Source organism: Microbacterium pollutisoli (assembly GCF_053586795.1).
This window is the reverse complement of record NZ_JBNYWT010000003.1, coordinates 322467-347553: the sequence shown is the minus strand read 5'-3', so window position 1 is coordinate 347553 and position 25087 is coordinate 322467. Positions and strand designations below refer to the sequence as shown.

The window sequence follows — 25087 nt, the reverse complement described above, 5'->3', positions numbered from 1 at the left end:
GCACCGGCCACCTCGTCCTGCAATGATGAGGGGATGATCGACACCGAGGTACTCGACTCCGGCCTGGGCGACGCGGACGACGACGACTTCGACAGCGTCGTCGAGGTCTACGACTCGCAGCTGCCCGACAACCGGTATCTCGACCGCGAACTGAGCTGGCTCGCGTTCAACCAGCGGGTGCTCGAGCTGGCCGAGGACCCGAGCGTCCCGGTGCTGGAGCGCGCGAACTTCCTCGCGATCTTCGCCAGCAACCTCGACGAGTTCTTCATGGTGCGCGTGGCCGGCCTCAAACGCCGCATCGTGACCGGCCTGGCCGTGCCGACCAACGTGGGCCGCCCGCCGCAGGAGGTGCTCGCCGACATCTCCGGCGCCGCGCACGCCCTGCAGCTGCGGCACGCCGCGGCGTGGGCCGACCTGGTCAAGCCCGCGCTGGTGGATGCCGGGATCGAAGTCGTGCGGTGGGAGGACCTGACCGACGACGAACGCGCCCAGCTGTACGACTACTTCCAGAACCAGGTCTTCCCCGTCCTCATGCCGCTGGCGGTCGACCCGGCCCACCCGTTCCCGTACATCTCCGGGCTGTCGCTCAACCTCGCCATCCGCATCCGCAACGCGCGCACCGGGCGGCAGGAGTTCGCCCGGCTGAAGGTGCCGACGATGCTGCCGCGGTTCGTCCCGGTGCCCGGGGCCGGCGCCGGCACGGTGCGCTACCTGCCGCTGGAGTACCTCATCTCCGAGAACCTCGCCGACCTGTTCCCGGGCATGGAGATCCTGGAGCATCACACGTTCCGGCTCACCCGCAACGAGGACATGGTCATCGAAGAGGACGAGACCGAGAACCTCATCCAGGCGCTGGAGGCCGAGCTGCTCAGGCGCCGGTTCGGGCCGCCCATCCGCCTCGAGATCACCGAAGACATGGACGAGGTCACCCTCGACCTGCTGCTGAACGAGCTCGACATCACCGAGCAGGAGGTGTACCGGCTGCCGGGCCCGCTCGATCTGCGGGGCCTGTTCGACCTGGCCCGCATCGACCGGCCCGAGCTGCGTTACCCGGCGCACGTGCCCCGCACGGCCGCGGCCTTCCAGCCGCCCGACCAGAGCTCCGGCACCGACCTGTTCGCCGCGATCCGCAAGGGCGACGTGCTCGTGCACCACCCGTACGAGTCGTTCACCACGAGCGTGGTCGCCTTCCTCGAGCAGGCCGCCCGCGACCCGCACGTGCTGGCCATCAAGCAGACGCTGTATCGCACCTCGGGTGACAGCCCCATCGTCGAAGCGCTCATCGACGCGGCCGAGAACGGCAAGCAGGTGCTGGCGCTGGTGGAGGTCAAGGCCCGGTTCGACGAGGCCGCCAACATCGTGTGGGCGCGCAAGCTCGAGAAGGCCGGCGTGCACGTCGTGTACGGCCTGGTCGGGTTGAAGACCCACTGCAAGCTGCTGCACGTCATCCGCGAGGAGGACGGGCTGCTGCGCAGCTACAGCCACATCGGCACCGGCAACTACAACCCGAAGACGAGCCGCACCTACGAGGACTTCGGCCTGTTCACGTGCGACGAGCAGGTGGGGCGCGACCTGACCCGCCTGTTCAACGAGCTGAGCGGCTACGCGATCGAGAAGAAGTTCAAGCGCCTGCTCGTGGCGCCGCTGCACCTGCGCAAGGGCCTGCTGCGCCTCATCGACCGCGAGCGCCGGAACGCGCTGGCCGGCAAACCGGCATCCATCCGCATCAAGGTCAACTCGATGGTCGACGAGCAGATCATCGACGCGCTGTACCGCGCCAGCCAGGCGGGCGTGCGCGTCGACGTGTGGGTGCGCGGCATCTGCTCCCTGCGCACCGATCTCGAAGGCGTGAGCGAGAACATCACCGTGCGGTCGATCCTCGGCCGCTACCTCGAGCACTCGCGCATCTTCGCGTTCGGCGGCGACGGCGACCCGCAGGTCTACATCGGCAGCGCCGACATGATGCACCGCAACCTGGACCGGCGGGTCGAGGCGCTGGTGCGCGTGGTCGACCCCGCCCACATCGCCGAGCTGGACGCGCTGTTCGACCTGGCGATGGCTGACACGACCAGTTCGTGGAACCTGGGCGCCGACGGCGAATGGACCCGGCACAGCCGCGACGCCGACGGGAAGCCGCTGGTCGACCTGCAGGAGAAGCTCATGTCCCGGATCCAGCGCCGCCGGCGCTCGCGTGCGGTGCGATGACCTCGACGGCCGTATACGCCGCCGGGGGCGTCGTCTGGCGCCGCGTGGAGGGGAAGCTGTTGGTGCTGGTCATCCACCGCACCGCCTACGCCGACGTGACCCTGCCCAAGGGCAAGGTCGACCCGGGTGAGACGCTGGCCCAGACGGCGGCCCGCGAGATCTTCGAGGAGACCGGCATCCGCGTCGCCCTCGGCATCCCCGTGGGCGTCTCGCGCTATCGCCTGCCGAGCAAGCGGGAGAAGATCGTCCACTACTGGGCGGCGGAGGCGACCGATGGCGCCATCCGCGCGTCGGCGTTCGTGCCCAACAAGGAGATCGCCGCCTTGGAGTGGATGACGCCCAAGAAGGCGCTCAAGCAGCTCAGCTACCCGGTGGACGTCGAGATCCTCGAGCAGTTCCTCGCTTTCGTCGACGACGGCGTGCTGTCGACCTTCCCCATCATCGTGCTGCGGCACGCGAAGGCGAAGTCGCGCGAGGACTGGGACGGCCCCGACGCCGCCCGCCCGCTCACCGGCCGCGGCACGGCGCAGGCGGCCGCGCTGGTCGGCCCGCTCTCGGCGTTCGGCGTGCGCCGCATCGTCTCCAGCGACGCCGTGCGCTGCGTGACGACGGTGGCACCGCTGGCGGCGGCACTGGGTCGCACCGTCACGCGCACCCCGCTGCTCAGCCAGGACGCGTGGGATGCCGGTGAGGCCGATGTGCGCGCGGTGGTCGGCAAGCGCATCCGCTCGGGAAAGCCCGCCGTGCTCTGCTCACACCGCCCGTTGCTGCCCGACATCCTCACCGAGCTGGCCCTCGCGACCGGCACGATGCGCGGCTCCTACCTGTCCAGCGCCTCGACCCTCGACCCGGCCGAGTTCTCGGTCGTGCACCTGTCGGCATCCAACCCCGGGTCCGGCATCGTCTCGATCGAGACGCACGAGCCCAAGCCGTAGCCGGGGCACCCGCACGTCCCACCTCGTTCACCTGTCGTTCACCCGGACAGCGCACTCTCGTAAGAGTCGATGTCTAGCGTCAGGGCGAGCCCTGCACCAGGGCTGTCCCCGACACCGAAGGAAACGACACGTGAAGCTCAACCGCATCGCCCAGCTGGGCGCTGTCGCCGCCGTGACCGCTCTGGCCCTCACCGGCTGCGCCGCCAACGAGCCCGCCCCCGGCGCACAGCCCGGTGGCGAAGGCTCCGCCACCGTCGCCCTGTCCGGCACGGTCAACGCGACCGGCGCCTCGTCGCAGGGCGCCGCCCAGCAGGCGTGGTCCGCGGCGTTCCAGAACGCCCACGGCGGCGTGACCATCAACTACCAGCCGACGGGATCGGGCACCGGGCGTGACAACTTCATCGCCGGCTCGAGCGACTTCATCGGCTCGGACCGCGCGTTCAACGACGAGGAAATCGCCGCCGGCGGCTTCGGCACCTGCGCGACCGACGACATCGTCGAGGTCCCGGTGTACATCTCGCCGGTCGCCATCGTGTTCAACCTCGAGGGCATCGACTCGCTGAACCTCACGCCGGAGACGGTCGCGGCCATCTTCGACGAGAAGATCGAGAAGTGGAACGACCCGGCCATCGCCGCCGACAACCCCGACGTCGAGCTGCCCGACCTGGCCATCACCCCGGTCTTCCGCGGCGACAGCTCGGGCACCACCGGCACCTTCACCGCCTACCTCGCGGCCGTCGCGGGCGACGCCTGGCCGTACGAGGACGACGACGTGTGGCCCGTGGACACCACCCGCTCCGAGTCGGCCCAGCAGACCTCGGGCGTGGAGACCACCGTGAAGAACGGCAACGGCACGATCGGCTACATGGACGCCTCGCGTGCCGGTGACCTGGGCTCGGTGGCCGTCAAGGTCGGTGACGAGTTCGTGCCGTTCTCGGCCGAGGCCGCCGCGCTGCTCGTGTCGGCGTCCCCGCTGGCCGAGGGCCGGGGCGCCGGCGACCTCGTGTTCGAGGTCGACCCCGCCGCCGCTCCCGCCGGCTCGTACCCCATCGCGCTGGTGAGCTACCTCATCGCGTGCGAGCAGTACGAGGACGCGGGCACCGCCGACATCGTGCGCGAGTACTTCTCGTACATCGCCAGCTCCGAGGGCCAGGAAGCCGCGGCCGAGGCCGCCGGTTCCGCCCCCATCTCGGACGACATCCGCACGCAGGTCGAGGCGGCGATCGCCCTCATCGGCGCCGCAGCCTGACCCGACGGCCGGCGCTCCCGCCCCGGAGCGCCGGCCGTTCTCCTCCCCCACCCGAACCCCCAAGGAAGCGATGACCAGCACTGCTCCCCCGGCCACCGTCGCCCCGCCGGCGCGGCCCCGCACCAAGAAGCGGCCCGGCGACCTCATCTTCTCCGGCACCGCCCTGGGCGCCGGCATCATCATCCTCGCCGTCCTGGCCGCGGTCACCTTCTTCCTGATCGTCGAGTCCATCCCGGCCTTCACCGGCGACCCGGACGAGACGCAGTTCCTCGACGGGACGCCGTTCCTCGAGTACGTGTGGCCGCTCGTGTTCGGCACCGTCTGGGCCTCGATCATCGCCTTGGTCATCGCCGCCCCGCTGTCGATCGGCATCGCGCTGTTCATCTCGCACTACGCGCCGCGCCGCATCGCCTCGCTGCTGGGCTACATCATCGACCTGCTCGCCGCGGTCCCCTCGGTCGTCTACGGCCTGTGGGGCGCACTGGTGTTCTCGCAGATGCTGCAGCCGTTCTACGTGTGGCTGAATGACAACCTCGGCTGGATCCCGCTGTTCGCCGGCCAGCCCTCGCCCACCGGGCGCACGATCCTCACCGCCTCGCTCGTGCTGGCGGTCATGGTGCTGCCGATCATGACGGCGATCTGCCGCGAGGTGTTCCTGCAGACGCCCAAGCTGCACGAAGAGGCGGCCCTCGCGCTGGGCGCGACCCGCTGGGAGATGATCCGCATGGCGGTGTTCCCGTTCGCCCGGGGCGGCATGATCTCGGCCGCGATGCTGGCCCTCGGCCGGGCGCTGGGCGAGACGATGGCCGTGACCATGGTGCTCTCGGCCACCGGCGCGGTGACCTTCCGCCTGCTCACCTCGAGCAACCCCACGCCGATCCCCGCCAACATCGCCCTGAACTTCGGTGAGGCCTACGGCACCGGCGTCAACGTGCTGATCGCGACCGGTCTGATCCTGTTCGTCGTCACCTTCGCCGTCAACGCCGTGGCCCGCTGGATCGTCAACCGCCGCGCCGAGTTCTCTGGAGCCAACTGATGGCCACACCGACGCTCACCCCCACCGCCCCCGCCGCACCCCCGGCATCCCCCACCTCGCTGACGGCCGGCCAGCTGCCGCGCTGGATGCCGTGGACCCTGCTGGTGCTCAGCCTCGTGGTCTCGTCGGTCGTGTTCGCGATCTTCAACCTCGACGGCAAGCTGCGCGACTTCAACATCGCCGGCGCCGTGTTCTTCGGCCTCATCGGGTTCGGGATCGCCCTGGTGACCGTCTCGGCCATCGTCGAGAACCGCCGCCGCGCGACCGACCGGCTGGCGACGATCCTCGTCAGCATCGCCTTCACCCTCGCGCTGCTGCCGCTGATCTCCCTGCTGTACACCGTGGTCGTCGACGGGATCACCCGGTTCGACCCCACGTTCTTCAGCTGGTCGATGCGCAGCGTCGTCGGCGAGGGCGGCGGCGCGGTGCACGCCATCTGGGGCACCCTGCTGGTGACCGGCATGGCCGCCCTGATCTCGGTGCCGATCGGCCTGATGACCTCGATCTACCTCGTCGAGTACGGCCGTGGCCGGCTGGCGAAGGCCATCACCTTCTTCGTCGACGTCATGACCGGTATCCCCTCGATCGTGGCGGGCCTGTTCATCGTCGCGCTGTTCGCGCTGGTGGTCGGCCCCGGCATGAACACCGGCATGATGGGCGCGCTGGCGCTGTCGGTGCTCATGATCCCGGTCGTGGTGCGCTCGAGCGAGGAGATGCTGCGGCTCGTGCCCAACGAGCTGCGCGAGGCCAGCTACGCGCTGGGCGTCCCGAAGTGGCTCACGATCTGGAAGGTCGTGCTGCCCACCGCGATCGCCGGCATCACCACCGGCATCATGCTGGCCGTCGCCCGCGTCATCGGTGAGACCGCGCCGCTGCTGCTGACGGCCGGGTTCACCAATTCGCTGAACATGAACCTGTTCGACCAGCCGATGATGACGCTGCCGGTGTTCGTGTACGACCAGTTCCAGAACCCCGGCACCAACATCGACGCCGCCCTCGAGCGCGCCTGGGCCGGCGCCCTCACCCTGATCCTGATCGTCATGGCGCTGAACCTGATCGCGCGCGTCATCGCCAAGCGGTTCGCCCCCAAGTTCGGCCGCTGACCCCGCAGCGCCACCCGACACCCGAAAGAGAAGCCCCGTGTCCAAGAGCATCGAAGTCAACGACCTCAACGTCTACTACAGCGATTTCCTCGCCGTGGAGGGCGTGTCCCTCGAGATCGAGCCGCGCAGTGTGACCGCCTTCATCGGTCCGTCCGGCTGCGGCAAGTCCACCTTCCTGCGCACCCTCAACCGCATGCACGAGGTGATCCCCGGCGCGCGCGTCGAGGGTCAGGTGCTGCTCGACGGCGAAGACCTCTACGGCGCGGCCGTCGACCCCGTGCTGGTGCGCCGCCAGATCGGCATGGTCTTCCAGCGCCCCAACCCCTTCCCCACGATGTCGATCCGTGAGAACGTGCTGGCGGGCGTCAAGCTCAACAATCAGCGCATCTCGCGGTCGGACGCCGACGACCTCGTCGAGAAGTCGCTGCGCGGCGCGAACCTGTGGAACGAGGTCAAGGACCGGCTCGACAAGCCCGGTTCGGGCCTGTCGGGAGGTCAGCAGCAGCGTCTGTGCATCGCCCGCGCGATCGCCGTGGAGCCGGACGTGCTCCTGATGGACGAGCCCTGCTCGGCCCTGGACCCCATCTCGACCTTCGCGATCGAGGAACTGATCCAGGACCTCAAGCAGGAGTACACGATCGTCATCGTGACCCACAACATGCAGCAGGCGTCGCGGGTGAGCGACAAGACGGCGTTCTTCAACATCGCCGGCACCGGCAAGCCCGGAAAGCTCATCGAGTACGACGACACCGGCACGATCTTCACGACGCCGTCGGTGCAGGCCACCGAGGACTACGTCTCCGGCCGTTTCGGGTGACGGTCGGGTGCGTCGCCGGGGCTTGGCGGCGCACACCCGGGATGCCGCGGCGATGCTGGTCGTCGCGGCATCCCTCTCCGTTGCACAGGGTGCGGCATCCTGTCCGTTTCGCCGGGATGCGGCATCCTCTTCGACCGTGGCGGATGCGGGTCAGTCGCGGGGGCTGAGCAGGTAGGCGTTGATCGCGGTGGTGAGCGCCGCATCGTGGGGAACCGGCACGCCGTCGATCTCGATCACCGGGGCCGCCAGCCGCAGGCTCGACACCAGCCAGGCGCCGTCGACGGCGGGCAGCGCGGAGGCCGGAATGGTCTCTTCGGTGGTGGTGTAGCCCTGCGCCTCGAGATGGGCGAACAGGCTCTGCTGCGTCGTGCCGGGCAGGATCGCGCCCTGCGCGGCCGGGGTGACGAACGTGTCGCCGCGCCGCAGGATCACCGAAGCGGTGGGCGCTTCGAGCACATAGCCGTCGGTGGAAACGAAGATGGCGTCGTCGGCGCCGCGCCGGTGCGCTTCGCGCAGCGCGGCCATGTTGACGGCGTAGGAGAGCGTCTTGGCCCCCAGCAGCAGCCACGGTGCACGCGCGGGGGTGTCCAGGGCGTAGCCGCGATCGAGGGTCACCACCCGCACGCCGCGGGTGCGGACGGCCGAGAAATCGGCCACGGGGGCCGCGGTGACCCATGCGGTGGGCGTCGGGCCGTGCTCGACGCCGCGGCTGAGCACAAGCTTGATGAGGGCCTCCCCCGGCCCGCAGGCCGCCTCGGCGCGCGCGACCGCCTGCCGCCACTGGCCCGGGTGCGGCTCGGGCAGATCGCACAGCCGCGCGGAGTGTGCGAGGCGCTCGATGTGGGCGCCCACCTCCTGCGCGTGGCCGTCGACCACACCGATCGACTCGAACACGCCGTCGCCGCGCTGCGTGCTCAGCTCGCCCACCGTGAGCGCGGGGGCGGACGGGTCGACTTCGGTGAACGTGTCGTCGAACGTGGTGCGGGGGTCGGTGGATGCCGCGGGCTCGATCATCAGGGCGAATCGCCGTGTCATGGCTCGAGCCTACGGGGCGCCGCGGCCGGCGGCGCGGCGCCGCCGCGCGGGGGCGGTTCATCCGGCGCAGGATGCCGTCTCATCCGGCGCAGATGTCATCACCCGGAACTCGGGAATGAACACGCGGTGGGGTCGGTTACACTCGTATGGCCGGGCCGCAGTAACCCCGGGCTCCAACTTCTGCCGCTGCGAGCGGCCTCGCGCCGAGAGGCGTTCTGCGGCCCGGCATTTTCTTCGCCCGCGGTGTGATCGCCGGTGCGCACGCCCGCATCCGGCGGCTCAGGTCAGCGCGTCGCGGCGCCACAACCCGGCGCACGAGGTGAGGTCGCCCGCATACGTCGACAGGCGCAGCGCGCGGGCCGTGAAGGCCGTGGCGCGTTCGGGCTCGGTCGCGTCGTAGTCGTCGGCCAGGTCGGTCGCCCCCGCGCCGACCACCCGGCAGAACGCGGCGGCACGCTCGAGCGCGATGGCGAAGTCGCCCTGGAACGCCCCGCGCAGGATGGCCGCGATCAGTGCGACCATCTCGTCCGGGCCGGCCGGCATCGGCGCTCCGGCCACGACCGGGTCCACCGACGGCAGCACGGCGCGGCCACGGTCGAACAGCAGCGCGACGGTCTGCGGGTCGTCGTGGATCATCAGCTGCACCAGGTAGAGCCGCCACAGCGCCCCCGGCAGCGACCTGCCCGGTGCGCGGGACCACAGTTCGGCGATCGCGTCGATGCCGTGCTCGTCGGTGAACGACACGAGGCGGTCGACCACGGCGTCGGTCGGCTCATCGCGCACGCGCGAGAGCAGGGTCGCCGCGGTCTTGTGCGCGACGCGCGACACTTCTGCGGGGTCCTCCCCCGCGAACAGACGGTCCAGCTGCTCGGCGGGGCGTCGGACGGGCTTGTGGAAGTCCCGGGACGCGTCGCTCATCACTCCAGGCTACCCGCGGCTCCCGCCGGCACCGGCCGTCAGGGCTGGATCGACAGGAGCGGGTCCGCCACCGGCTCCCCCGACGACGACCCACCGACGGGGTCCACCGACAGCTCGACGGCGGCGCCGTCCGGCCAGAGCTCGGTCAGCACCGTCATGGCCGCACCGTCCTCGGGCAGGAAGCTCGCGGTGCGCTCGTACGATTCGCCCACGCGGAACCAGACGGCGATCTCCTCGTCGTCGCCCGGGGTCGGCAGCCCGTCGGCTTCCAGCACGGCGATCCCCTGCGCGACCGACCAGGTGAGCGTGGCTTCCGCGCCTTCGGCGCCCTCTGCGGTCGCGGTCAGCGCGTCGCCGGCCTGCTGGACCTCTTCGAGCGCCTTCTCCTCGGGGGTGAGGGCGAAGCCGTTCACGATCGTGCCGGCGGCCCACCCCAGTCCCACGAGCACGATCATCGCCGCGACGACGCCCACGATGGTCCACGTCCAGTTGCGTCGCTGGACGGTCTGCAGCGCCTCGGTGTTGAGCCCGGGCTCGGCAGGGTCGGTCATCGGGGTTCCTCCGGGGTCGGCGGGGTGGTGTGGCTTCCAGCATGCCGCATGCGACGAAGCACGGCGAGCGTGCCAGTAAGCTGGATTGCTGCGGGCCTCTAGCTCAGTCGGTAGAGCATCGGACTTTTAATCCGCGGGTCGTGGGTTCGAGCCCCACGGGGCCCACCGCACCGCACCTCGCCTGCCGGGTGCAGTCATGGATGCCAGGGCCCGGCCGCGTCAGGCGTCGGGGATGAGTTCGGCGCCGGCGTGCGCGAGCTCGGCCAGCGCGGCGTCGCTGGACTCGGCGGCGACACCGGCCACGAGCCCGGTGAGGATGCGCACGTGGCGGCCGTGGGCGATCGCGTCGAGTGCGGACGCCCGCACGCAGTAGTCGGTCGCGATGCCGACCACGTCGATGTCGACGACGCCGTGCTCGTCGAGCAGCTGCGCCACAGTCTGCCCGTCGTCGGTGACGCCCTCGAACAGCGAGTAGGCCGGGACGCCCTGGCCCTTCTTGACGTGGTGGGTGACGGCGTCTGTCGACAGGCCCGGGTCGTACTCCGCCCCGGGTGTGCCGGCCACGCAGTGCACCGGCCAGGTGCCCGCGAAGTCGGGGTCGTCGGCGAAGTGCCCGCCGTTGTCGCTGTCGGCGTCGTGCCAGTCGCGCGACGCGATGATCAGCGCATAGTCGGCAGCGTGATCGGCCAGGTACGCGGTGATGCCCTCGGCGACGGCGTCACCGCCGGTCACGCCGAGCGCGCCGCCTTCGGTGAAGTCGTTCTGGACATCGACGATGAACAGTCCTCGGGTCATTCTCCGAGCGTACGCCGATACTCCGCGCGCGTCATCGTGGTCGGGTCGGGTTCCACCTCGCGCGCGTCACCGTCCGCGTCGTCCCGAGGCTCGGCGTCGCCGGCATCCACCGCCCCGGTGTCAGCCGCACCGGCATCCACAGCCTCGGCATCCACAGCGCCGGCATCCACAGCGCCGGCATCCCCCGCGCCGTCGTCCGCACCGGTGTCGCCGCCTTCGCCGCGGGCGGCCAGCTCACCGGGCGCATCCCGGCGGGCGAGCTTGGACGGCCACCAGATCGCACGGCCGATGTCGTACGACAACGCCGGGACGAGGAGCGAGCGGACCACGAAGGTGTCCAGCAGCACGCCGAAGGCCACGATGAACGCGAGCTGCACGAGGAACAGGATCGGGATGACCCCAAGCGCGGCGAACGTCGCCGCCAGCACGAGGCCGGCCGAGGTGATGACACCGCCGGTGGCGATGAGACCGCGGACGATGCCCGGCCGGGTGCCGTGCACAATCGACTCCTCGCGCACGCGCGACATGAGGAAGATGTTGTAGTCCACGCCCAGCGCGACCAGGAACACGAACCCGTACAGCGGCACCGCGGGGTCGGCCCCCGGGAAGTCGAAGATCCCGTTGAAGACCAGCGCGCTCACGCCCAGCGCCGTGCCGAACGAGAGGATCACGGTCGCGATCAGGATCAGCGGCGCCACGAACGAGCGCAGCAGCAGCATGAGGATGAGCAGGATCACCGCGAGGATGACGGGGATGATCAGCGTGCGGTCGCGCGTCGACGTGTCGATGGTGTCGATGTCGGTCGCCGTCTCCCCGCCGACCAGCGACCGGTCGGCACCGATGGTGTCGTCGAGGTCGGCACGCAGATCGCGGACGGTCTCCTCGGCCTCGAGCGAGTCGGCGGCGTCGACCAGGGTTCCGATCACGAGCACATCGCCGCCGGCGACCGTGGGAGCGGGAGCGGGCGTGCCGGGAGGCCCGGGCGCGGTGAACACCGGTTCGCCGTCTTCGAGGGCGACGTCGGCCTGACCGGTCGGCGAGTCGGTGGACGACACCGCGACCGACTCGATGCCGGCGCTGCGGTCGAGCGTCTCGACGGTGGCGGTGAGATCGTCCTCGGCGACGATGACGTAGACGGGGCTGCCTGATCCGGCCGGGAAGTGCTCGGCCAGCACCTTCTGCCCGTCGCGCGCCTGCGACTCGCCGAGCACGAACTCACTGGTGGGCACCCCGTCGGCCTTGAGCTGCGGGACGGCTGCGGCCCCGGCCAGGAGCACGAGGGTCACCACGATCCACACGGGGCGGGCGTGCCGGGCGACCAGGCGCGCCTGGCGCGGCCAGATGCCCTTCACCGGCTGCGACACGTCGGCGGAGATCCGCACCGGCTCCTTCGGGATGAACGGCCAGAACGCCGCCCGGCCCACCAGCGCGAGCAGCGCCGGCAGGAACGTCAGCGCCGACAGCATCGAGAACACGATGCCGATCGAGGCGATGGGCCCGAGCGTGCGGTTGGTCGCGAGGTCCGACAGCAGCAGGCACAGGAGCCCGGCGATGACCGTGCCGCCGGAGGCCACGATCGGTTCGACGGCACCCTTCCAGGCCTTCAGCGCGGCATCCCAGCGGTGCGCGCCGGCGGCGGTCGCCTCACGGAACCGCGCCACGTACAGCAGGGCGTAGTCGGTGGCGGCGCCGATCACGAGGATGAACAGGATCCCCTGCACCTGCCCGTTGAGCACGAAGACGCCGTTGTAGGCGAGCAGCCACACCACCAGCAGCGCGACGCACAGCGCGAAGGTGGATGTCAGCAGCACGAGCACCGGCAGCAGCGGTGACCGGTACACGATCACCAGGATGATGAACACGGCGATGAGCGCCACCGCCAGCAGGAGCCCGTCGATGCCGAGGAATCCCTCGACGAGGTCGGCGGTGAAGCCCGCGGGCCCGGTGACCCAGCCCTCGAGACCCTCGGGCACGTTGGCGGCGACCGCCTCGCGCAGGCCTTCGACGATGCCGTCGATGTCACCGGCGGTGTCCAGCGGCACGATGATCTGCGCGGCCAGCCCGTCGTCGGACGGGATCGCCGGCGACACCTCGTCGTTGACGCCGTCGACCTCGGCCAGATCGCCCGCGAGCGTCCGCAGCTGTTCGAGCTGCTCGGCTGTGAGCTCCTCGTCACCGGCGATGACCACCAGCGCGGGGATGCTGTCGGCGCCGAGGAAGTCGGGCAGCCGTTCGTTGACACCGGTCGCGTCGGCGCTCTCGGGCAGGAACGTCGAGCGGTCGTTGGTCGACACCTCGCCGACCTTCCCGAAGAACGGGCCGCCGATCGCCCCGCCGATTAGCCAGATCACGACCAGCAGCGCGGGGATTCCGATGCGGAGAAGACGTGGGGGTTCGCGGCGAGCGCGGCTGCTGCCGGACATGCCGTTCAGCTTACCCAAGCCGGGCACTGGCTCCGGACATGTCAGCCACCGGCGAACAGCAGCACGAGCGACCCCGCGGCGGCGGCCACGCCCACGGCCGCCAGCGTGCCGGCGGCGACCACGACACGGCGCAACTGCGGGTCCCGACGGGTGAGGCGCATGCGCCCGTTCCAGCCGTGCCGGTACCAGATCGCCGCCCGATCGACGCCGGCGAGGGCGGATGCCACGGGCCCCACCGCCTGCGCGCTGTTGGCATCGCCGTCGGCGTCGAACCATCGCACGGTCGTGACCCCGTCCTCATGGTCGACGTAGGCGTCGGCGGGCAGCCACGTGCCGTCGGCGACCCACATCGCGACCGCGATGACACCCAGCAGCGCCGCGGCGCCCAGGCCGATCCACGTGAACACGTCGAGGACGACGCCGATCGTCACGAGCATCGGCCCTCCCGTCAGTGCGTCACTCGAACTCTACTGTGGCCTCCTCGTTGTTCAGGACGATGATCGGGGTGATCGCCGACAGCCCGCGGTCGCGGATCACGGCGGCGTCGAACCGCACCAGGGGTGTGCCGGCGGTGACCTTGTCGCCGGAGGCGACGAGGGTCTCGAAACCGTCACCCTTGAGCCCCACGGTGTCGATGCCGACGTGGATCAGCAGCTCGGTGCCGTCGGCCAGGGTGAGCCCGATGGCATGGCCGGTGGGGAACACGGTGGTCACGGTCGCGTCGGCGGGCGCCACGACGGTGTCCCCACTCGGGTCGATCGCGATGCCGGGCCCCATCGTGCCCTGGGCGAACATCGGGTCGGGCACCTTCTCCAGCGGCAGCACCCGGCCCTCGACGGGCTGACGCAGCACGACGCGCGTGGCGCCGGGCGCCGTGACGGTCGTGGTGGCTGCGCCCCCGGAGACCGGCTCGGCGACCGGCTCATCAGTCGACGTGATGGGACGGTCGCTGATGATGTCGTCCATGGCATCCTTCACGAACTGCACGTTCAGCCCGTAGACCACCTGCACCGAGTGACCGCCCGGCTTGACGGTGCCGGCCGCACCGGCTCGCTTGAGGGCGGCCTCGTCGACCTTCGACACGTCCGCGATCTCCATCCGCAGCCGGGTCGCGCAGTTGTCGAGGTCCATGATGTTGGCCTTGCCGCCCAACGCCGTGATGAACTTCTCGGCGGTGCCGTGGTATCCGGTCAGCGACGTGCCGGCGGTGTCGGCGTCGAGGAGGTCCTCGTCGTCTTCACGGCCCGGGGTCTTCAGGTTCCACCGCTTGATCACCCAGCGGAACGTGAAGAAATAGATCGCGAACCAGAACACGCCCATGACCGGGATCAGCCACGGGTTCTGGGCGAGCGGGTTGACCCAGCTCAGCACCAGGTCGATGAATCCGCCCGAGAACCCGAAGCCCATCCGCACCGGCAGCAGGGCGGAGATCGTCATCGAGATGCCCGTGAACAGCGCGTGGATGCCGTACAGCCACGGCGCCAGGAACATGAACGAGAACTCCAGCGGCTCGGTGACCCCGACGAAGAACGACGCGATCGCCGCGGAGAACATGATGCCGTAGGTGACCTTCTTGCGCGTGGTCTTGGCCGTCAGGTAGATGGCCAGCGCCGCACCGGGAAGGCCGAACATCATGATCGGGAAGAACCCGGTCATGTACTGGCCGGTGACCCCGAAGACCCCCTCGCCGTTTGCGCCCTGCTGGAAGTTGATGAGGTCGTTGATGCCGGCCACATCGAACCAGAACACCGAGTTGAGCGCGTGGTGCAGGCCGAGCGGGATGAGCAGCCGGTTGAGGAAGCCGTAGATGCCGGCACCGATCGGGCCGAGCGTGAGGATCCATTCGCCGAAGATCACCAGCCCGTTGTAGACGAGCGGCCACACGAACATCAGCGCCACGGCCACCACGAGCGAGATTCCGGCGGTGACGATCGCCACCGACCGCTTGCCCGAGAAGAACGAGAGCGCGTCGGGCAGCTTGGTGTCTTTGAACCGGTTGTAGCACCAGGCGCCGATGAGACCGCAGATGATGCCGACGAACACGTTGTTGACGTTGCTGAACGCGGCATCCACGTCTTCCACGGACTCCACGCCGAGGAAGGCCTGCATGGTGGTGGGCGCCAGCAGCGTCGTCACGGTCAGCCACGACACCAGACCCGCCAGAGCCGAGGTGCCGTCGGTCTTGTTGGCCATGCCGATCGCGATGCCCACGGCGAACAGCAGCGCCATGTTGTTCAGCAGCGCGCCGCCGGCCGCGGACAGGAACGCCGACACGACGTTCTCGCCGGCCGCCGAGGCTATCCAGTAGCCGATGCCCGACAGGATCGCCGCCACGGGGAGGACGGCCACGGGCAGCATGATCGATCTGCCCAGACGCTGGAAGAACTTCATCGGTCTCTCCAATCCGAAGGCGCAGGGCCTCTCGGAAGGGAGAGTACAAGAGGGTGGAGCCACCTGTCAGGATTGAACTGACGACCTTCCCATTACGAGTGGGATGCTCTACCACTGAGCTAAGGTGGCGCGCGTCGCTTGCGCGATGCACGATCCACTATCTTACAGGGTCGTCACGGGTGCCTCGAACCATCGGCGGTCGCCCACGGCGAGGCCGCGGCCATGACGTCAGCGGCAGGTGAGGCCGTCGCGGGGCACGACCTGGTCGGTCAAGTACGCCACGACCGCGTCGTCCACACAGGCACTGCCCTTGTTGAAGCCGGTGTGCCCTTCGCCCTCGCGGGTGATGAGCACGCCGCTGGACAGCTGCTCGGCCAGTGACACCGACCATTCGTACGGTGTCGCGGGATCTCCGGTGGTGCCGATCACCACGATCGGCGCGGCGCCGTCGGCGGCGATCGCCTCCCGCGTGCCGGTGGGCTCGTGCGGCCAGCTGGCACACGTGTCGACCCCCGACCAGTAGGGCGCGATCGTCGGGGCCAGCTCGGCGACCCGCGCCTCGGCGGCGGCTTCGGCGGCCGGATCGTCGTCGGCCGGGTAATCCATGCAGTTGTACGCGGTGAATGCCTCGGTCTGGTTGCTGAGGTAGCGGCCGCCGGCGCGGTCGTAGTAGAAGTCGGCGAGACGGAACGCCTGCGCCGGGTCGCCCTGCAGCGCGTCGCTGAGCGCCACCGACAGCACCGGCCAGCTGCCCTGCGCGTAGAGGGCGGCGACGATCGCGGTCGTCAGTGTGTCGGCGCCCAGCAGCCGCCCGTCCTCATTCGGCAGAGGCGTGGCATCCACCGTCGCCAGGAGGGTCGCCAGGTCGGCCATGGCGTCGTCGACGGTGCCGCCGAACGGGCAGGCCTCGCCGCCGAGGCAGGAGGCCATGAAGGCCCGCAGGGCCGATTCGAAGCCGATGGCCTGCGTCGTGCCCACTTCGATCCCGGAGACGGACGGGTCGATCGCGCCGTCGAGCACGAGGGCGCCCACCCGCTCCGGGAACAGATCCGCGTACGTGGCGCCGAGGAACGTGCCGTAGGAGTACCCCAGGTAGGTGAGCTTCTCGTCGCCGAGGACCGCGCGCAGCAGGTCCATGTCGCGGGCGGCGTTCGCGGTGGTGATGTGGGGCAGGATGCCGGCGCTGTGGGCCTCGCACGCGGCTGCGAAGTCGTCGTTGCGCGCGGTGAGCTCGGCCTCCCACTCCGGGCTGCCGCGTTCGGCTGCCGGCACGTCGAACAGGTATGCGTCCATCTCGGGGGCGTCGAAGCACCGCACGGCCGTGGAGCGCCCCACCCCGCGCGGGTCGAAGCCGACGACGTCGAAGGCGGATGCCAGTTCCTCACCCACCGCGTAGACGGCCGAGTCGGCGATCAGGCTGTAGCCGCTGGCGCCCGGCCCGCCCGGGTTGGTCAGCAGCGACGCGGTGGAGTGGCCGCTGTCGCCGACGCGGACGATGACGGCCAGGTCGATCTCTCCGGCGGCCGGCGCCGCCCAGTCGAGCGGGGCGGTGACCGTCGTGCAGTAGTACGCGCCCTCGTCGGCGCCGTCGCAGGCGGTCCAGTCGAGCTGCTGGCCGTAGAAGGGCAACAGTTCGGCGGCCACCCCGTCGACGACCGGAGTGCGGTCGGGTGCGGGCAGCTGCCCGCAGCCGGCGAGCAGGGTGGATGCCGCGACGAGGCCCACCAGGGCGATGATCAGGCGCCGGATCACGGCGTCCGTCCGGTCGCCACCGTGATCAGCATGCTCTCCAGCGCCAGCGCGGGCGCGGCGTTGCCCTGGAGGTTGGTGCGGGTCACCGCGATCTGGTCGAGCACGGTGAGCGTGCGCGGCGCGGTCCACGCGGCGGCCAGCTCGGTCAGGTCGTCGGTCAACTCGCGGTTGATGAGGTCGTCCGCCCGGCCGAACTGCAGCATGAGCGTGTCGCGGTACATCGATTCAAGGTCGGTGAGCACGCGGTCGAGCCCGTCGCGCAGGCTGCGGGTGGCACGGCGCTTCTGCTCGTCTTCGAGGGCGTTGATCTGCCCGCGCACGGCGGGCGGCACCGCGGAGCCGGGGGCGACACCCAGTGTGCGCAGCAGCGCCTCGCGCTCGGCCTCGTCGCGCTCGGCGGTGAGGGCCTTGGCGTCTTCAGTGGCCAGCTGCACGATGCGGGCGGCGACCTCGACGGCGTCGCCGACCCCGCGCACCCGCAGCACGGCGCGCAGCGTCTCGTCGCGACGCTGGCGCGAGGCGGCGTCGGTGGCCAGGCGCTGCGCCATGCCGATGTGGCGCTGCGCGAGCCGCGCCGACTGCTCGGCGGTGGCCTCGTCGACGCCGGTGCGCGCCACGATGAGCCGCGCGACGTCCGCGACGTCGGGCTCGCGCAGCCGCAGCGTGCGCACCCGGGAGCGGATCGTGGGCAGCAGATCGGCGTCGCTGGGGGCGCACAGCACCCACACGGTGCGCTCGGGCGGCTCTTCGAGGGCCTTGAGCAGCACGTTGCTGGTGCGCTCGACCATGCGGTCGGCGTCTTCCATCACGATGACGCGGTAGCGGCCCAGTGACGGTGAGAAGTACGAGCGCTCGACCAGCGCGCGGGCGTCTTTGATCGAGATGATCACGCCCTCGGTGCGCAGCGCCGTCAGATCGGGGTGGGTGCCGGCCAGCACCTGGCGCATGGCGGCCTCGTCCCCGGGTTCGGCGATCAGCGACGCGGCGAACGCATGCGCCAGCGTGGAGCGGCCCGAGCCGGGCGGGCCGGTGATCAGCCACGCGTGTGCGAGCTGCGCGGGGTCGGATGCCGCGGCGCGCAGCTGAGCGACGGCGTCGTCCTGCCCCCAGACGTCCCCCCACGGCAGTTCGTGCGTGGTGGGGTGGGTCATGGCTCCCAGCCTAAGGTGTGCCGCGGACGTGGCCGGCTCCGGCGGGATGCCGGGCGTGCACGAGGCCCCGCGGACCGGTCAGCCCGCGCCGCACCACGGTCAGCCCAGCGCCGCGGGGGCGGATCAGCCCAGCGCCGCGGCGACACGGTCGCGGATCGCGGCGGCGAGTTCGGCGGGCGGGAGGGTGGCGTCGAGCACGAGGAACCGCGCGGGCTCGGCCGCGGCGAGCCCGAGGAAGGCCGCGCGCACGCGGGCGTGGAAGTCGTCCTGCTCGGCCTCGAGGCGGTCGAAGGGTTTGTCGGCGGCGTCCAGCCGCGCACGGGCGGTCGCCGGATCCAGGTCGAGCAGCACGGTGAGGTCGGGCAGTGCCCCCTCGGTGGCCCACAGGGACAGCTCGCGCACCTCCCCGGCATCCAGCACCCGGCCGGCGCCCTGGTAGGCGACCGACGAGTCGAGGTAGCGGTCCTGGATCACGACCTCGCCGCGCGCCAGCGCCGGGCGCACGAGCGTGGCGACGTGATGCGCCCGGTCGGCGGCGTACAGCAGCGCCTCGGCGCGCGGGGCGATGTCGCCGCGATGGTGCAGCACGATCTCACGGATGAGGCCGCCCACCTCAGTGCCTCCCGGCTCGCGGGTGCGCACGACCGTGTGCCCCTGGTCACGCAACCAGCGCTCCAGCAGCGCGGCCTGGGTGGTCTTGCCCGAGCCGTCGCCCCCTTCGAAGGTGACCCAGAGGCTGCGGCTCACTTCTTCTTCGCCGGGGTCTTGCGCGCCGTCGTACGGCGGGCCGGCTTCTTGGCCGGTCCCTTCGCACGCTTGTCGGCGAGCATCTGCACCGCGATCTCGTATGTGATGTCGTCGGCGGTCTGCCCGCGCGGGATGGTCACGTTCGTGGTGCCGTCGGTGACGTAGGCGCCGAATCGGCCGTCCTTGATCTTGATGGGCTTCTCGCTGACCGGGTCAGGCTGCTCGAACTCCTTCAGGGCGCTGGAGGCGGCCCGGTTGCCGTACTTGGGCTGTTTGTAGATCTCCAGGGCCTGCTCGAGCGTGATGTCGAAGATGAGGTCCTCACTGCCGATCGATCGCGAGTCGGTGCCCTTCTTCAGGTACGGGCCGTACGGTCCGTTCTGCGCCGTGATGGGCTGCTCGGTCTCGGGATCGATGCCGACGACGCGCGGCAGCCCGAGGAGCTTAACCGCGGTGTCGAGGTCGATCGTCTCGGGCGACATGCTCTTGAACAGCGATGCACGCCGGGGCTTGGGGGCCGCTTCCTTCTTGGCGCCACGCTTCTTGGGCGCCTCTTCGGCCGGGGCCTCGGTCTCGGGCAGCACCTCTTCGAGGTACGGGCCGAACCGGCCGTCCTTGACGACGATGTCGCGCCCGGTCTCGGGATGCTGGCCGAGCACGCGGTCGCCGCCCACCGGCGCGTCGATGAGCTCTTGCGCCTTCTCGGGGGTCAGCTCGTCGGGGGCGAGATCGTCGGGCACGTTGATACGGCGCGGAGTCTCGTCCTCATCGGTGACCGGCACTTCGAGGTACGGCCCGTACTTGCCGAACCGCAGCGTGGCGACGTTGCCGATCGGCGTCGAGTTGATCTCGCGCGCGTCGATGTCGCCGAGGTTGTCGACGATGTTGCGCAGGCCCACGCGCTCGTCGTCGCCGAAGTAGAAGCGGCGCAGCCACTCGGCACGGTCCTGCTCGCCGCGGGCGATCGCGTCGAGGTCGTCTTCGAGCGCCGCGGTGAAGTCATAGTCGACCAGCTCGGTGAAATGCCGCTCGAGCAGCCGCACGATGCTGAAGGCGAGCCAGCTGGGCACGAGCGCCTGGCCGCGCTTGGTGACGTAGCCGCGGTCGAGGATCACGTCGATGATGCTCGCGAACGTGGAGGGGCGGCCGATGCCCTTCTCCTCCAGCGCCTTCACCAGCGACGCCTCGGTGTAGCGCGGCTTCGGGCTGGTGGCGTGCCCCTTGGCCTCGATGTCGCGCAGGCGCACCTCGTCGCCGACCGTCAGCGGCGGCAGCGACTGGTCCTGGTCCTGGTCGCTCTCGTTGCGCTTCTCGTCGCGGCCCTCTTCGTACGCCTCGAGGAAGCCCTTGAACACGTAGACGGTGCCCGAGGCGGTGAAGGTGGCCGTGGTGTGGTCGCCGGCGCCGGTGACGGGTGCCTCGAGGGTGACGGTGGTCGTCTCGTACTTCGCGTCGGACATCTGGCTGGCGATCGTGCGCTTCCAGATGAGGTCGTACAGGCGGGCCTCGTCCCGGTCCAGGCTGGATGCCACCGATGACGGCGTGCGGAAGTCCTCACCCGACGGGCGGATCGCCTCGTGCGCTTCCTGCGCGTTCTTGCTGTTGTTGCGGTGGCTGCGCGGGTTGGCCGGCACGGCCTTGTCGCCGTACAGCGCGACAGCCTGGGCGCGCGCGGCCGCGATGGCCTGCGCCGACAGCGCCGTCGAGTCGGTGCGCATATAGGTGATGTAGCCCTTCTCGTAGAGGCGCTGCGCGACGCCCATGGCGTGCTTGGCGCTCATCGAGAGCTTGCGACCGGCCTCCTGCTGGAGCGTGGAGGTCGTGAACGGGGGCTTGGGGCTGCGGGTGCCGGGCTTGGCCTCGACCGAGACGACTGAGGCGGTGCCGTTCTTCTCGAGCACGGCGGCCAGTTCGCCGGCCTGCTTCTCGGTGAGCACGACGACGGCCTTCTTGAGCGCGCCGGCGTCGTCGAAGTCGGTGCCGCGGGCCAGCGGCGCCCCGTCGAGGCGGGCCAGGCGCGTCGAGAACGACTGCGCGCCGGCACTCATGGCCGCTGCCGTGGCCTCCACATCCCAGTACGACGCGGACACGAACGCCATACGCTCGCGCTCACGGTCGACGACCAGGCGCGTGGCGGCCGACTGCACCCGTCCGGCCGAGGTGCCCTGGCCGACCTTGCGACGGGTCACGTCGGAGACGTCCCAGCCGTAGAGACGGTCGAGGATGCGGCGGGTCTCCTGGGCGTCGACGAGCGCGAGGTCGAGTTCGCGCGTGTTGTCGACGGCGGCGCGGATGGCGTCTTTGGTGATCTCGTGGAACACCATGCGCTTGACCGGCACCTTGGGCTTGAGCGCCTCGAGCAGGTGCCACGCGATGGCTTCGCCCTCGCGGTCTTCATCGGTGGCGAGCAGGAGTTCGTCGGCGTTCTTGAGGGCGCGCCGCAGTTCGGCGACGGTCTTCTTGCCGCGGTCGCTCTCCACATATAGAGGGGTGAAGTCGTTCTCGATGTCGATGGAGTACTTCCCGACCGAGGTCTTCTTCAGCTCCGCCGGGATGTCCTTCTTGTCCGCAAGGTCACGGATGTGCCCGACCGAGCTGAGCACTTCATACCCGTCGCCCAGGTATCCCTGGATCGACCTCATCTTCGTCGGCGACTCGACGATGACGAGCTTCTTGCCATCTGCCACGTGGCGTCCTTTCTTCGATGCACACCATACACACAGCGGGAGCCGGAGAAAGCTGGGAGAAACCCGATGGCGGCGGGATCACGGCGGCGGTCCCGCACGCGCGCGGGCGCGCGCGTGGAACACCCCCACCGGCACCGCGACTTCGACGGTGGCGATGAGCATCTCGACGCTGCAGGATGCCAGTTCGGCGCCGCCGCGGGCTGCGATCTGGGCCGCGCGTTCACAGGGCACGCCGCCGACGGCACCGCTGGCGGCGTCTGCCGCGGCCAGTGCGGCGGCGTCGGCGATCCCCGCCGCGCTCACGCTGCGCACGGCCGCGACGCCCACGCCCGCGATGCCGACCGCCAGGGTGGCGGTGACCGCGAGCGCACCGGCGGCCAGTGCCGCACCGCTCACGCCGGCTTCCTCACGGTGGGTCCCCCGCAGCGCCGGCCGGCAGCGACGCGGCGGCGCAGGACTCGGCGCGCAGCGGTGGGAGCGGCAGCGGCACGGAAGCCCGCGCCCGCACGGTCGCGCACACCAGGTCGCCCTCCGTGTGCATCTGCACCGTCGGGTCGCCGCCCACCGTGGCCAGCGTCGCCCGCACCCGGGCATCGTCCTCGCCCCGCGCCGCCAGGCGTGCCGCCTGCGCGGCGGCCTGCTCCAGGCGGATCTGACGCCCGGCGCCGGCCAGCGTGGCGACGGTCAGCAACACCACGAGCACGACGGCGGGGACGATGACGGCGAACTCCGCCGTCACCGAGCCCCGCTCGTCGCGGTCGCGGATCATTGCACCGTCAGCGCGCGTCGCACCAGATCGGTGAGGATGCCGCGCACCTCATCGCTGCGCATGATGATCACCAACAGGCCCGCGAAGGCCACCGCTGCCATCGTGGCGATGGCGTACTCTGCGGTGGCGGCGCCGGTCTCGTCGTCGTAGAGCGCACGGGCGCGGGCCGTCGTCAGCGGCGGCAGCGGGGCGGGAGCGGTATGGATGGGGTCTGTCATGGGTGTCTCTCCTTCGGATGGGTGGGCACGATCGGGAAGTCAGAGGATCATCGCCTCGCCGCTGAGCACGGACAGCAGCATGGGTCCGACGCCCAGCAGCAGGAAGGCGGGCAGGGTGCACACGCCCAGCGGAATGAGCAGCCGGCTGCCGAGCCGTGCCGCCCGCATGCGCCCGTCGGTGCGGGCACGATGCCGGGCGCTGCCGGCGGCGGCACGCAGAAGGTCGACGGCGGGAGCCCCGGCGCGGCGCGACAGCCGCAGGATCTCGTCGGTGGCCGGTTCGACCGCACCCCCGCCGGCGTCGGTCACCACCTGCAGTGCCCGGTCGACCGATACGCCGCCGCTCAGTGCGATGGCCACGACGTCGCACTGCAGCCCCGGGATGCCGGGGTCCGGCTGTGCGGCGGCGATCAGTCGCGACGTCCACCGGCGGGCGACGAGCATGAGCGCGGCCCCGGCGACGAGGCACGCGACACCGAGCGGCCGGGTGAGCGTCACGAGCACGTCGAATCCGAGCAGCATCCCCAGCGCGACGGCCACGAGCGGCAGCCAGGAGATCAGCCGGGCGGTCGCGACCGGCTCGGCCAGCGCGACGGCGACGTCGTCGCGCGACTGCTCCCCGTCGCGCAGCGCGTCGGCGATGCTGCGCAGACTCGGCGCGAGTGGCGCCCCGACCGATTGCGCCACCCGCCAGGCCACGGCGATGTGTTGCCATGCCCCGCCGATCTCCTGCAGGGTGTCGGCGATCGGCGCCCCGGCCGCTGCCGCGGTGGTCACCTGCCCGGCATCCGCGTCGCCGGAGGATGCCAGATGCTCCCACGCCCGGTCGGGGACGACACCGGCTTCGAGCAGCACCGCCAGCCGGTGGACGGTCTCGGCGACGCCGGGCGCCGGGCTCATGATCGCCGTTCCTCGATGCCGAGCCGCCCGTCGACGACGACCGGATGCGCGATGCCCACGACCCGGCGCCGGCCGTCGCCGCCGCGGTCGACATGCACGATCGCCCCGATGGCGCTGACCACCTGCCGCGCCACGGCGTGGTCGTCCAGCCCGGCGAGCGCGCCGAGCGACTCAAGCCGGGCGGGGACGTCGCGGAGACTCCCGGCATGCACGGTGCCGGCCCCGCCGGCATGTCCGGTGTTGAGCGCGGTGAGCAGTTCGCGCACCTCTTCACCGCGACACTCGCCCACCACCAATCGGTCCGGTCGCATGCGCAGTGCTTCGCGCACCAGTCGGCTCAGCGGCACGCCGCCGGCGCCCTCGAGGTTGGCCTGCCGCGCCTCCAGCCGCACGTGGTGCGGGTGGGCGATACGCAGCTCGGCGACGTCCTCGATCGTGACGATCCGCTCCCCCGCGGGTACCCGGCCCAGCAGCGCGGCCAGCAGGGTGGTCTTGCCCGCGCCGGTGGCCCCGGTGATGAGCACGTTCTCGCGCTCGGCGACGAGGCGCTGCAGCCGGTGCGCCGTGTCGGCGTCGAACATCCCGCTGCGCCCGAGTTCGTCCAGGTCGGGAATGCGTGCGGAGGGCAGCCGGATCGAGATCATCGTGCCGCCGCACGAGACGGGCGGCAGCACCGCGTGCACGCGTGCCCCGTGCTCCCACCGGACGTCGACGCACGGCGCCAGGTCGTCGAGGTGGCGGCCGCCCAGCCCGATGAGGGTGACGGCCAGGTCGCGCGCTTCGGCTTCGTCGGTGATCCACCCGTCCACCGGTTCGGCGCCACAGCCCCGATCGACGAACAGCCCGTCCGCGCCGTTGATGAACACGTCGGTGACGGCCGGGTCGAGAAGGTACGGCAGCAGTGGTTCGAGCGCCGGGTGGTCCGGCACCCGACGCAGACGCCCCTCCGAGCCCGGGGGCGGTCCCGTATCGCCCGCGCCGGCGATGCCGCCGAGCCCGCGCACGCCACCCGGATCCGTCACGCCACCCTGCCCGCTCCGGCCGCCGGGCCCCGTCGCGTCGACCGCTTGGTCCGCCCCGGTCGCCCGGCGCGGAGCGGCCGGCACCGATATCACCGTCCGATCGGTGCGCGCGGCCGCCGACGCGGGGCGTGGCTGCACGACGAACAGGTGGGGCATACGCCGAACGTAGAGCCCCGGCATCCGGCACCACGGGCGCTGCGGACGATCGGTGGACAACGTCCGGCATCCCGCCGCTGGGGAGGAGGCGACCGCGCCGACCCCCGGAAAGGAGAGGGCGGCATCCCATTGGGGGGAATGGGATGCCGCCGCGTGCAACGCCCCGCAATCGGGGGGGTCGGGACGAAGCACTGCCGGAATCGATGTTCGGGCGGGAACGAGCATAC

The 25087-nt window shown here is 70.9% G+C and carries 22 protein-coding genes and 2 tRNA genes; 7 read left to right on the top strand and 17 right to left on the bottom strand.

Annotation, left to right across the window (positions count from 1 at the left end; translation table 11 throughout):
• The first annotated feature begins 33 nt into the window (after positions 1-33).
• The 6 genes from ACQ143_RS09545 to pstB all read left to right on the top strand — a co-directional run bounded on the left by ACQ143_RS09545 (position 34) and on the right by pstB (position 7345).
• Positions 34-2205, top strand: coding sequence for an RNA degradosome polyphosphate kinase (locus tag ACQ143_RS09545; RefSeq protein WP_449570449.1), 2172 nt, complete (start codon positions 34-36; stop codon positions 2203-2205).
• Positions 2202-3140 carry an NUDIX hydrolase gene (locus tag ACQ143_RS09540; protein WP_449570448.1) on the top strand — a complete coding sequence of 313 codons (939 nt, stop codon included), beginning with the start codon at positions 2202-2204 and terminating at the stop codon, positions 3138-3140. The genes ACQ143_RS09545 and ACQ143_RS09540 overlap by 4 nt, the downstream gene beginning before the upstream one ends.
• 130 nt (positions 3141-3270) lie before the next feature.
• Positions 3271-4389 carry a phosphate ABC transporter substrate-binding protein PstS gene (locus ACQ143_RS09535; RefSeq protein WP_449570447.1) on the top strand — a complete coding sequence of 373 codons (1119 nt, stop codon included), beginning with the start codon at positions 3271-3273 and terminating at the stop codon, positions 4387-4389.
• 70 nt (positions 4390-4459) lie between these two features.
• Positions 4460-5425, top strand: coding sequence for a phosphate ABC transporter permease subunit PstC (pstC, locus tag ACQ143_RS09530; RefSeq protein WP_449570446.1), 966 nt, complete (start codon positions 4460-4462; stop codon positions 5423-5425).
• Positions 5425-6528, top strand: coding sequence for a phosphate ABC transporter permease PstA (gene pstA / locus ACQ143_RS09525; RefSeq protein WP_449570445.1), 1104 nt, complete (start codon positions 5425-5427; stop codon positions 6526-6528). The genes pstC and pstA overlap by 1 nt, the downstream gene beginning before the upstream one ends.
• Before the next feature lie 37 nt (positions 6529-6565).
• Positions 6566-7345: a phosphate ABC transporter ATP-binding protein PstB gene (gene pstB / locus ACQ143_RS09520; RefSeq protein ID WP_449570444.1), complete on the top strand. Its 780-nt coding sequence runs from the start codon at positions 6566-6568 to the stop codon at positions 7343-7345.
• A 150-nt stretch (positions 7346-7495) separates the two neighbouring features.
• Here pstB and ACQ143_RS09515 read toward each other — a convergent pair whose 3' ends face one another.
• From ACQ143_RS09515 to ACQ143_RS09505, 3 genes are all read right to left on the bottom strand, one after another.
• A complete protein-coding gene (locus ACQ143_RS09515) occupies positions 7496-8380 on the bottom strand; it encodes an aminodeoxychorismate lyase (protein WP_449570443.1) in 885 nt (294 codons plus the stop codon).
• 279 nt (positions 8381-8659) lie between these two features.
• Positions 8660-9298 (bottom strand): DNA-directed RNA polymerase subunit beta, encoded by a 639-nt coding sequence (locus tag ACQ143_RS09510; RefSeq protein ID WP_449570442.1) that lies wholly within the window; start codon positions 9296-9298, stop codon positions 8660-8662.
• A gap of 38 nt (positions 9299-9336) precedes the next feature.
• A complete protein-coding gene (locus ACQ143_RS09505) occupies positions 9337-9849 on the bottom strand; it encodes an anti-sigma factor domain-containing protein (protein ID WP_449570441.1) in 513 nt (170 codons plus the stop codon).
• 92 nt (positions 9850-9941) lie between these two features.
• On the opposite strand from ACQ143_RS09505, the gene ACQ143_RS09500 reads away from it, so the two are divergent.
• Positions 9942-10014: transfer RNA gene (locus ACQ143_RS09500), tRNA-Lys, on the top strand.
• A gap of 54 nt (positions 10015-10068) precedes the next feature.
• On the opposite strand, the gene ACQ143_RS09495 is transcribed toward ACQ143_RS09500, so the two are convergent.
• The 14 genes from ACQ143_RS09495 to ACQ143_RS09430 all read right to left on the bottom strand — a co-directional run bounded on the left by ACQ143_RS09495 (position 10069) and on the right by ACQ143_RS09430 (position 24794).
• Positions 10069-10644, bottom strand: a complete 576-nt coding sequence (locus ACQ143_RS09495) for an isochorismatase family protein (RefSeq protein WP_449570440.1) — start codon at positions 10642-10644, stop codon at positions 10069-10071.
• Complete coding sequence (locus tag ACQ143_RS09490) at positions 10641-13067, bottom strand: MMPL family transporter (protein WP_449570439.1); 2427 nt, start codon at positions 13065-13067, stop codon at positions 10641-10643. Before ACQ143_RS09490 ends, ACQ143_RS09495 begins: the two co-directional genes overlap by 4 nt.
• Positions 13068-13108: 41 nt before the next feature.
• Complete coding sequence (locus ACQ143_RS09485; protein WP_449570438.1) at positions 13109-13504, bottom strand: hypothetical protein; 396 nt, start codon at positions 13502-13504, stop codon at positions 13109-13111.
• Positions 13505-13523: 19 nt separating this feature from the next.
• Complete coding sequence (gene nagE, locus ACQ143_RS09480; RefSeq protein ID WP_449570437.1) at positions 13524-15458, bottom strand: N-acetylglucosamine-specific PTS transporter subunit IIBC; 1935 nt, start codon at positions 15456-15458, stop codon at positions 13524-13526.
• A 54-nt stretch (positions 15459-15512) separates the two neighbouring features.
• A tRNA-Thr gene (locus ACQ143_RS09475) sits at positions 15513-15587 on the bottom strand.
• Positions 15588-15686: 99 nt separating this feature from the next.
• Positions 15687-17210: an alpha/beta hydrolase gene (locus tag ACQ143_RS09470; protein WP_449570436.1), complete on the bottom strand. Its 1524-nt coding sequence runs from the start codon at positions 17208-17210 to the stop codon at positions 15687-15689.
• Complete coding sequence (locus ACQ143_RS09465; protein WP_449570435.1) at positions 17207-18361, bottom strand: DNA polymerase III subunit delta'; 1155 nt, start codon at positions 18359-18361, stop codon at positions 17207-17209. Before ACQ143_RS09465 ends, ACQ143_RS09470 begins: the two co-directional genes overlap by 4 nt.
• A 123-nt stretch (positions 18362-18484) precedes the next feature.
• Positions 18485-19108 carry a dTMP kinase gene (gene tmk / locus ACQ143_RS09460; protein ID WP_449570434.1) on the bottom strand — a complete coding sequence of 208 codons (624 nt, stop codon included), beginning with the start codon at positions 19106-19108 and terminating at the stop codon, positions 18485-18487.
• Positions 19105-21795, bottom strand: a complete 2691-nt coding sequence (gene topA / locus ACQ143_RS09455) for a type I DNA topoisomerase (protein ID WP_449570433.1) — start codon at positions 21793-21795, stop codon at positions 19105-19107. Before topA ends, tmk begins: the two co-directional genes overlap by 4 nt.
• A 78-nt stretch (positions 21796-21873) precedes the next feature.
• Positions 21874-22191 (bottom strand): helicase, encoded by a 318-nt coding sequence (locus tag ACQ143_RS09450; RefSeq protein WP_449570432.1) that lies wholly within the window; start codon positions 22189-22191, stop codon positions 21874-21876.
• Between the two features lie 10 nt (positions 22192-22201).
• Complete coding sequence (locus ACQ143_RS09445) at positions 22202-22564, bottom strand: TadE family type IV pilus minor pilin (protein ID WP_449570431.1); 363 nt, start codon at positions 22562-22564, stop codon at positions 22202-22204.
• A complete protein-coding gene (locus tag ACQ143_RS09440) occupies positions 22561-22782 on the bottom strand; it encodes a DUF4244 domain-containing protein (protein ID WP_449570430.1) in 222 nt (73 codons plus the stop codon). The genes ACQ143_RS09445 and ACQ143_RS09440 overlap by 4 nt, the downstream gene beginning before the upstream one ends.
• 39 nt (positions 22783-22821) lie before the next feature.
• Entirely contained in the window at positions 22822-23682 is an 861-nt protein-coding gene (locus ACQ143_RS09435) for a type II secretion system F family protein (RefSeq protein WP_449570429.1), read from the bottom strand.
• The gene (locus ACQ143_RS09430) at positions 23679-24794 is read right to left on the bottom strand and encodes a TadA family conjugal transfer-associated ATPase (protein WP_449570527.1); all 1116 of its coding nucleotides are present in this window, start codon (positions 24792-24794) and stop codon (positions 23679-23681) included. Before ACQ143_RS09430 ends, ACQ143_RS09435 begins: the two co-directional genes overlap by 4 nt.
• Between the last annotated feature and the right edge of the window lie 293 nt (positions 24795-25087).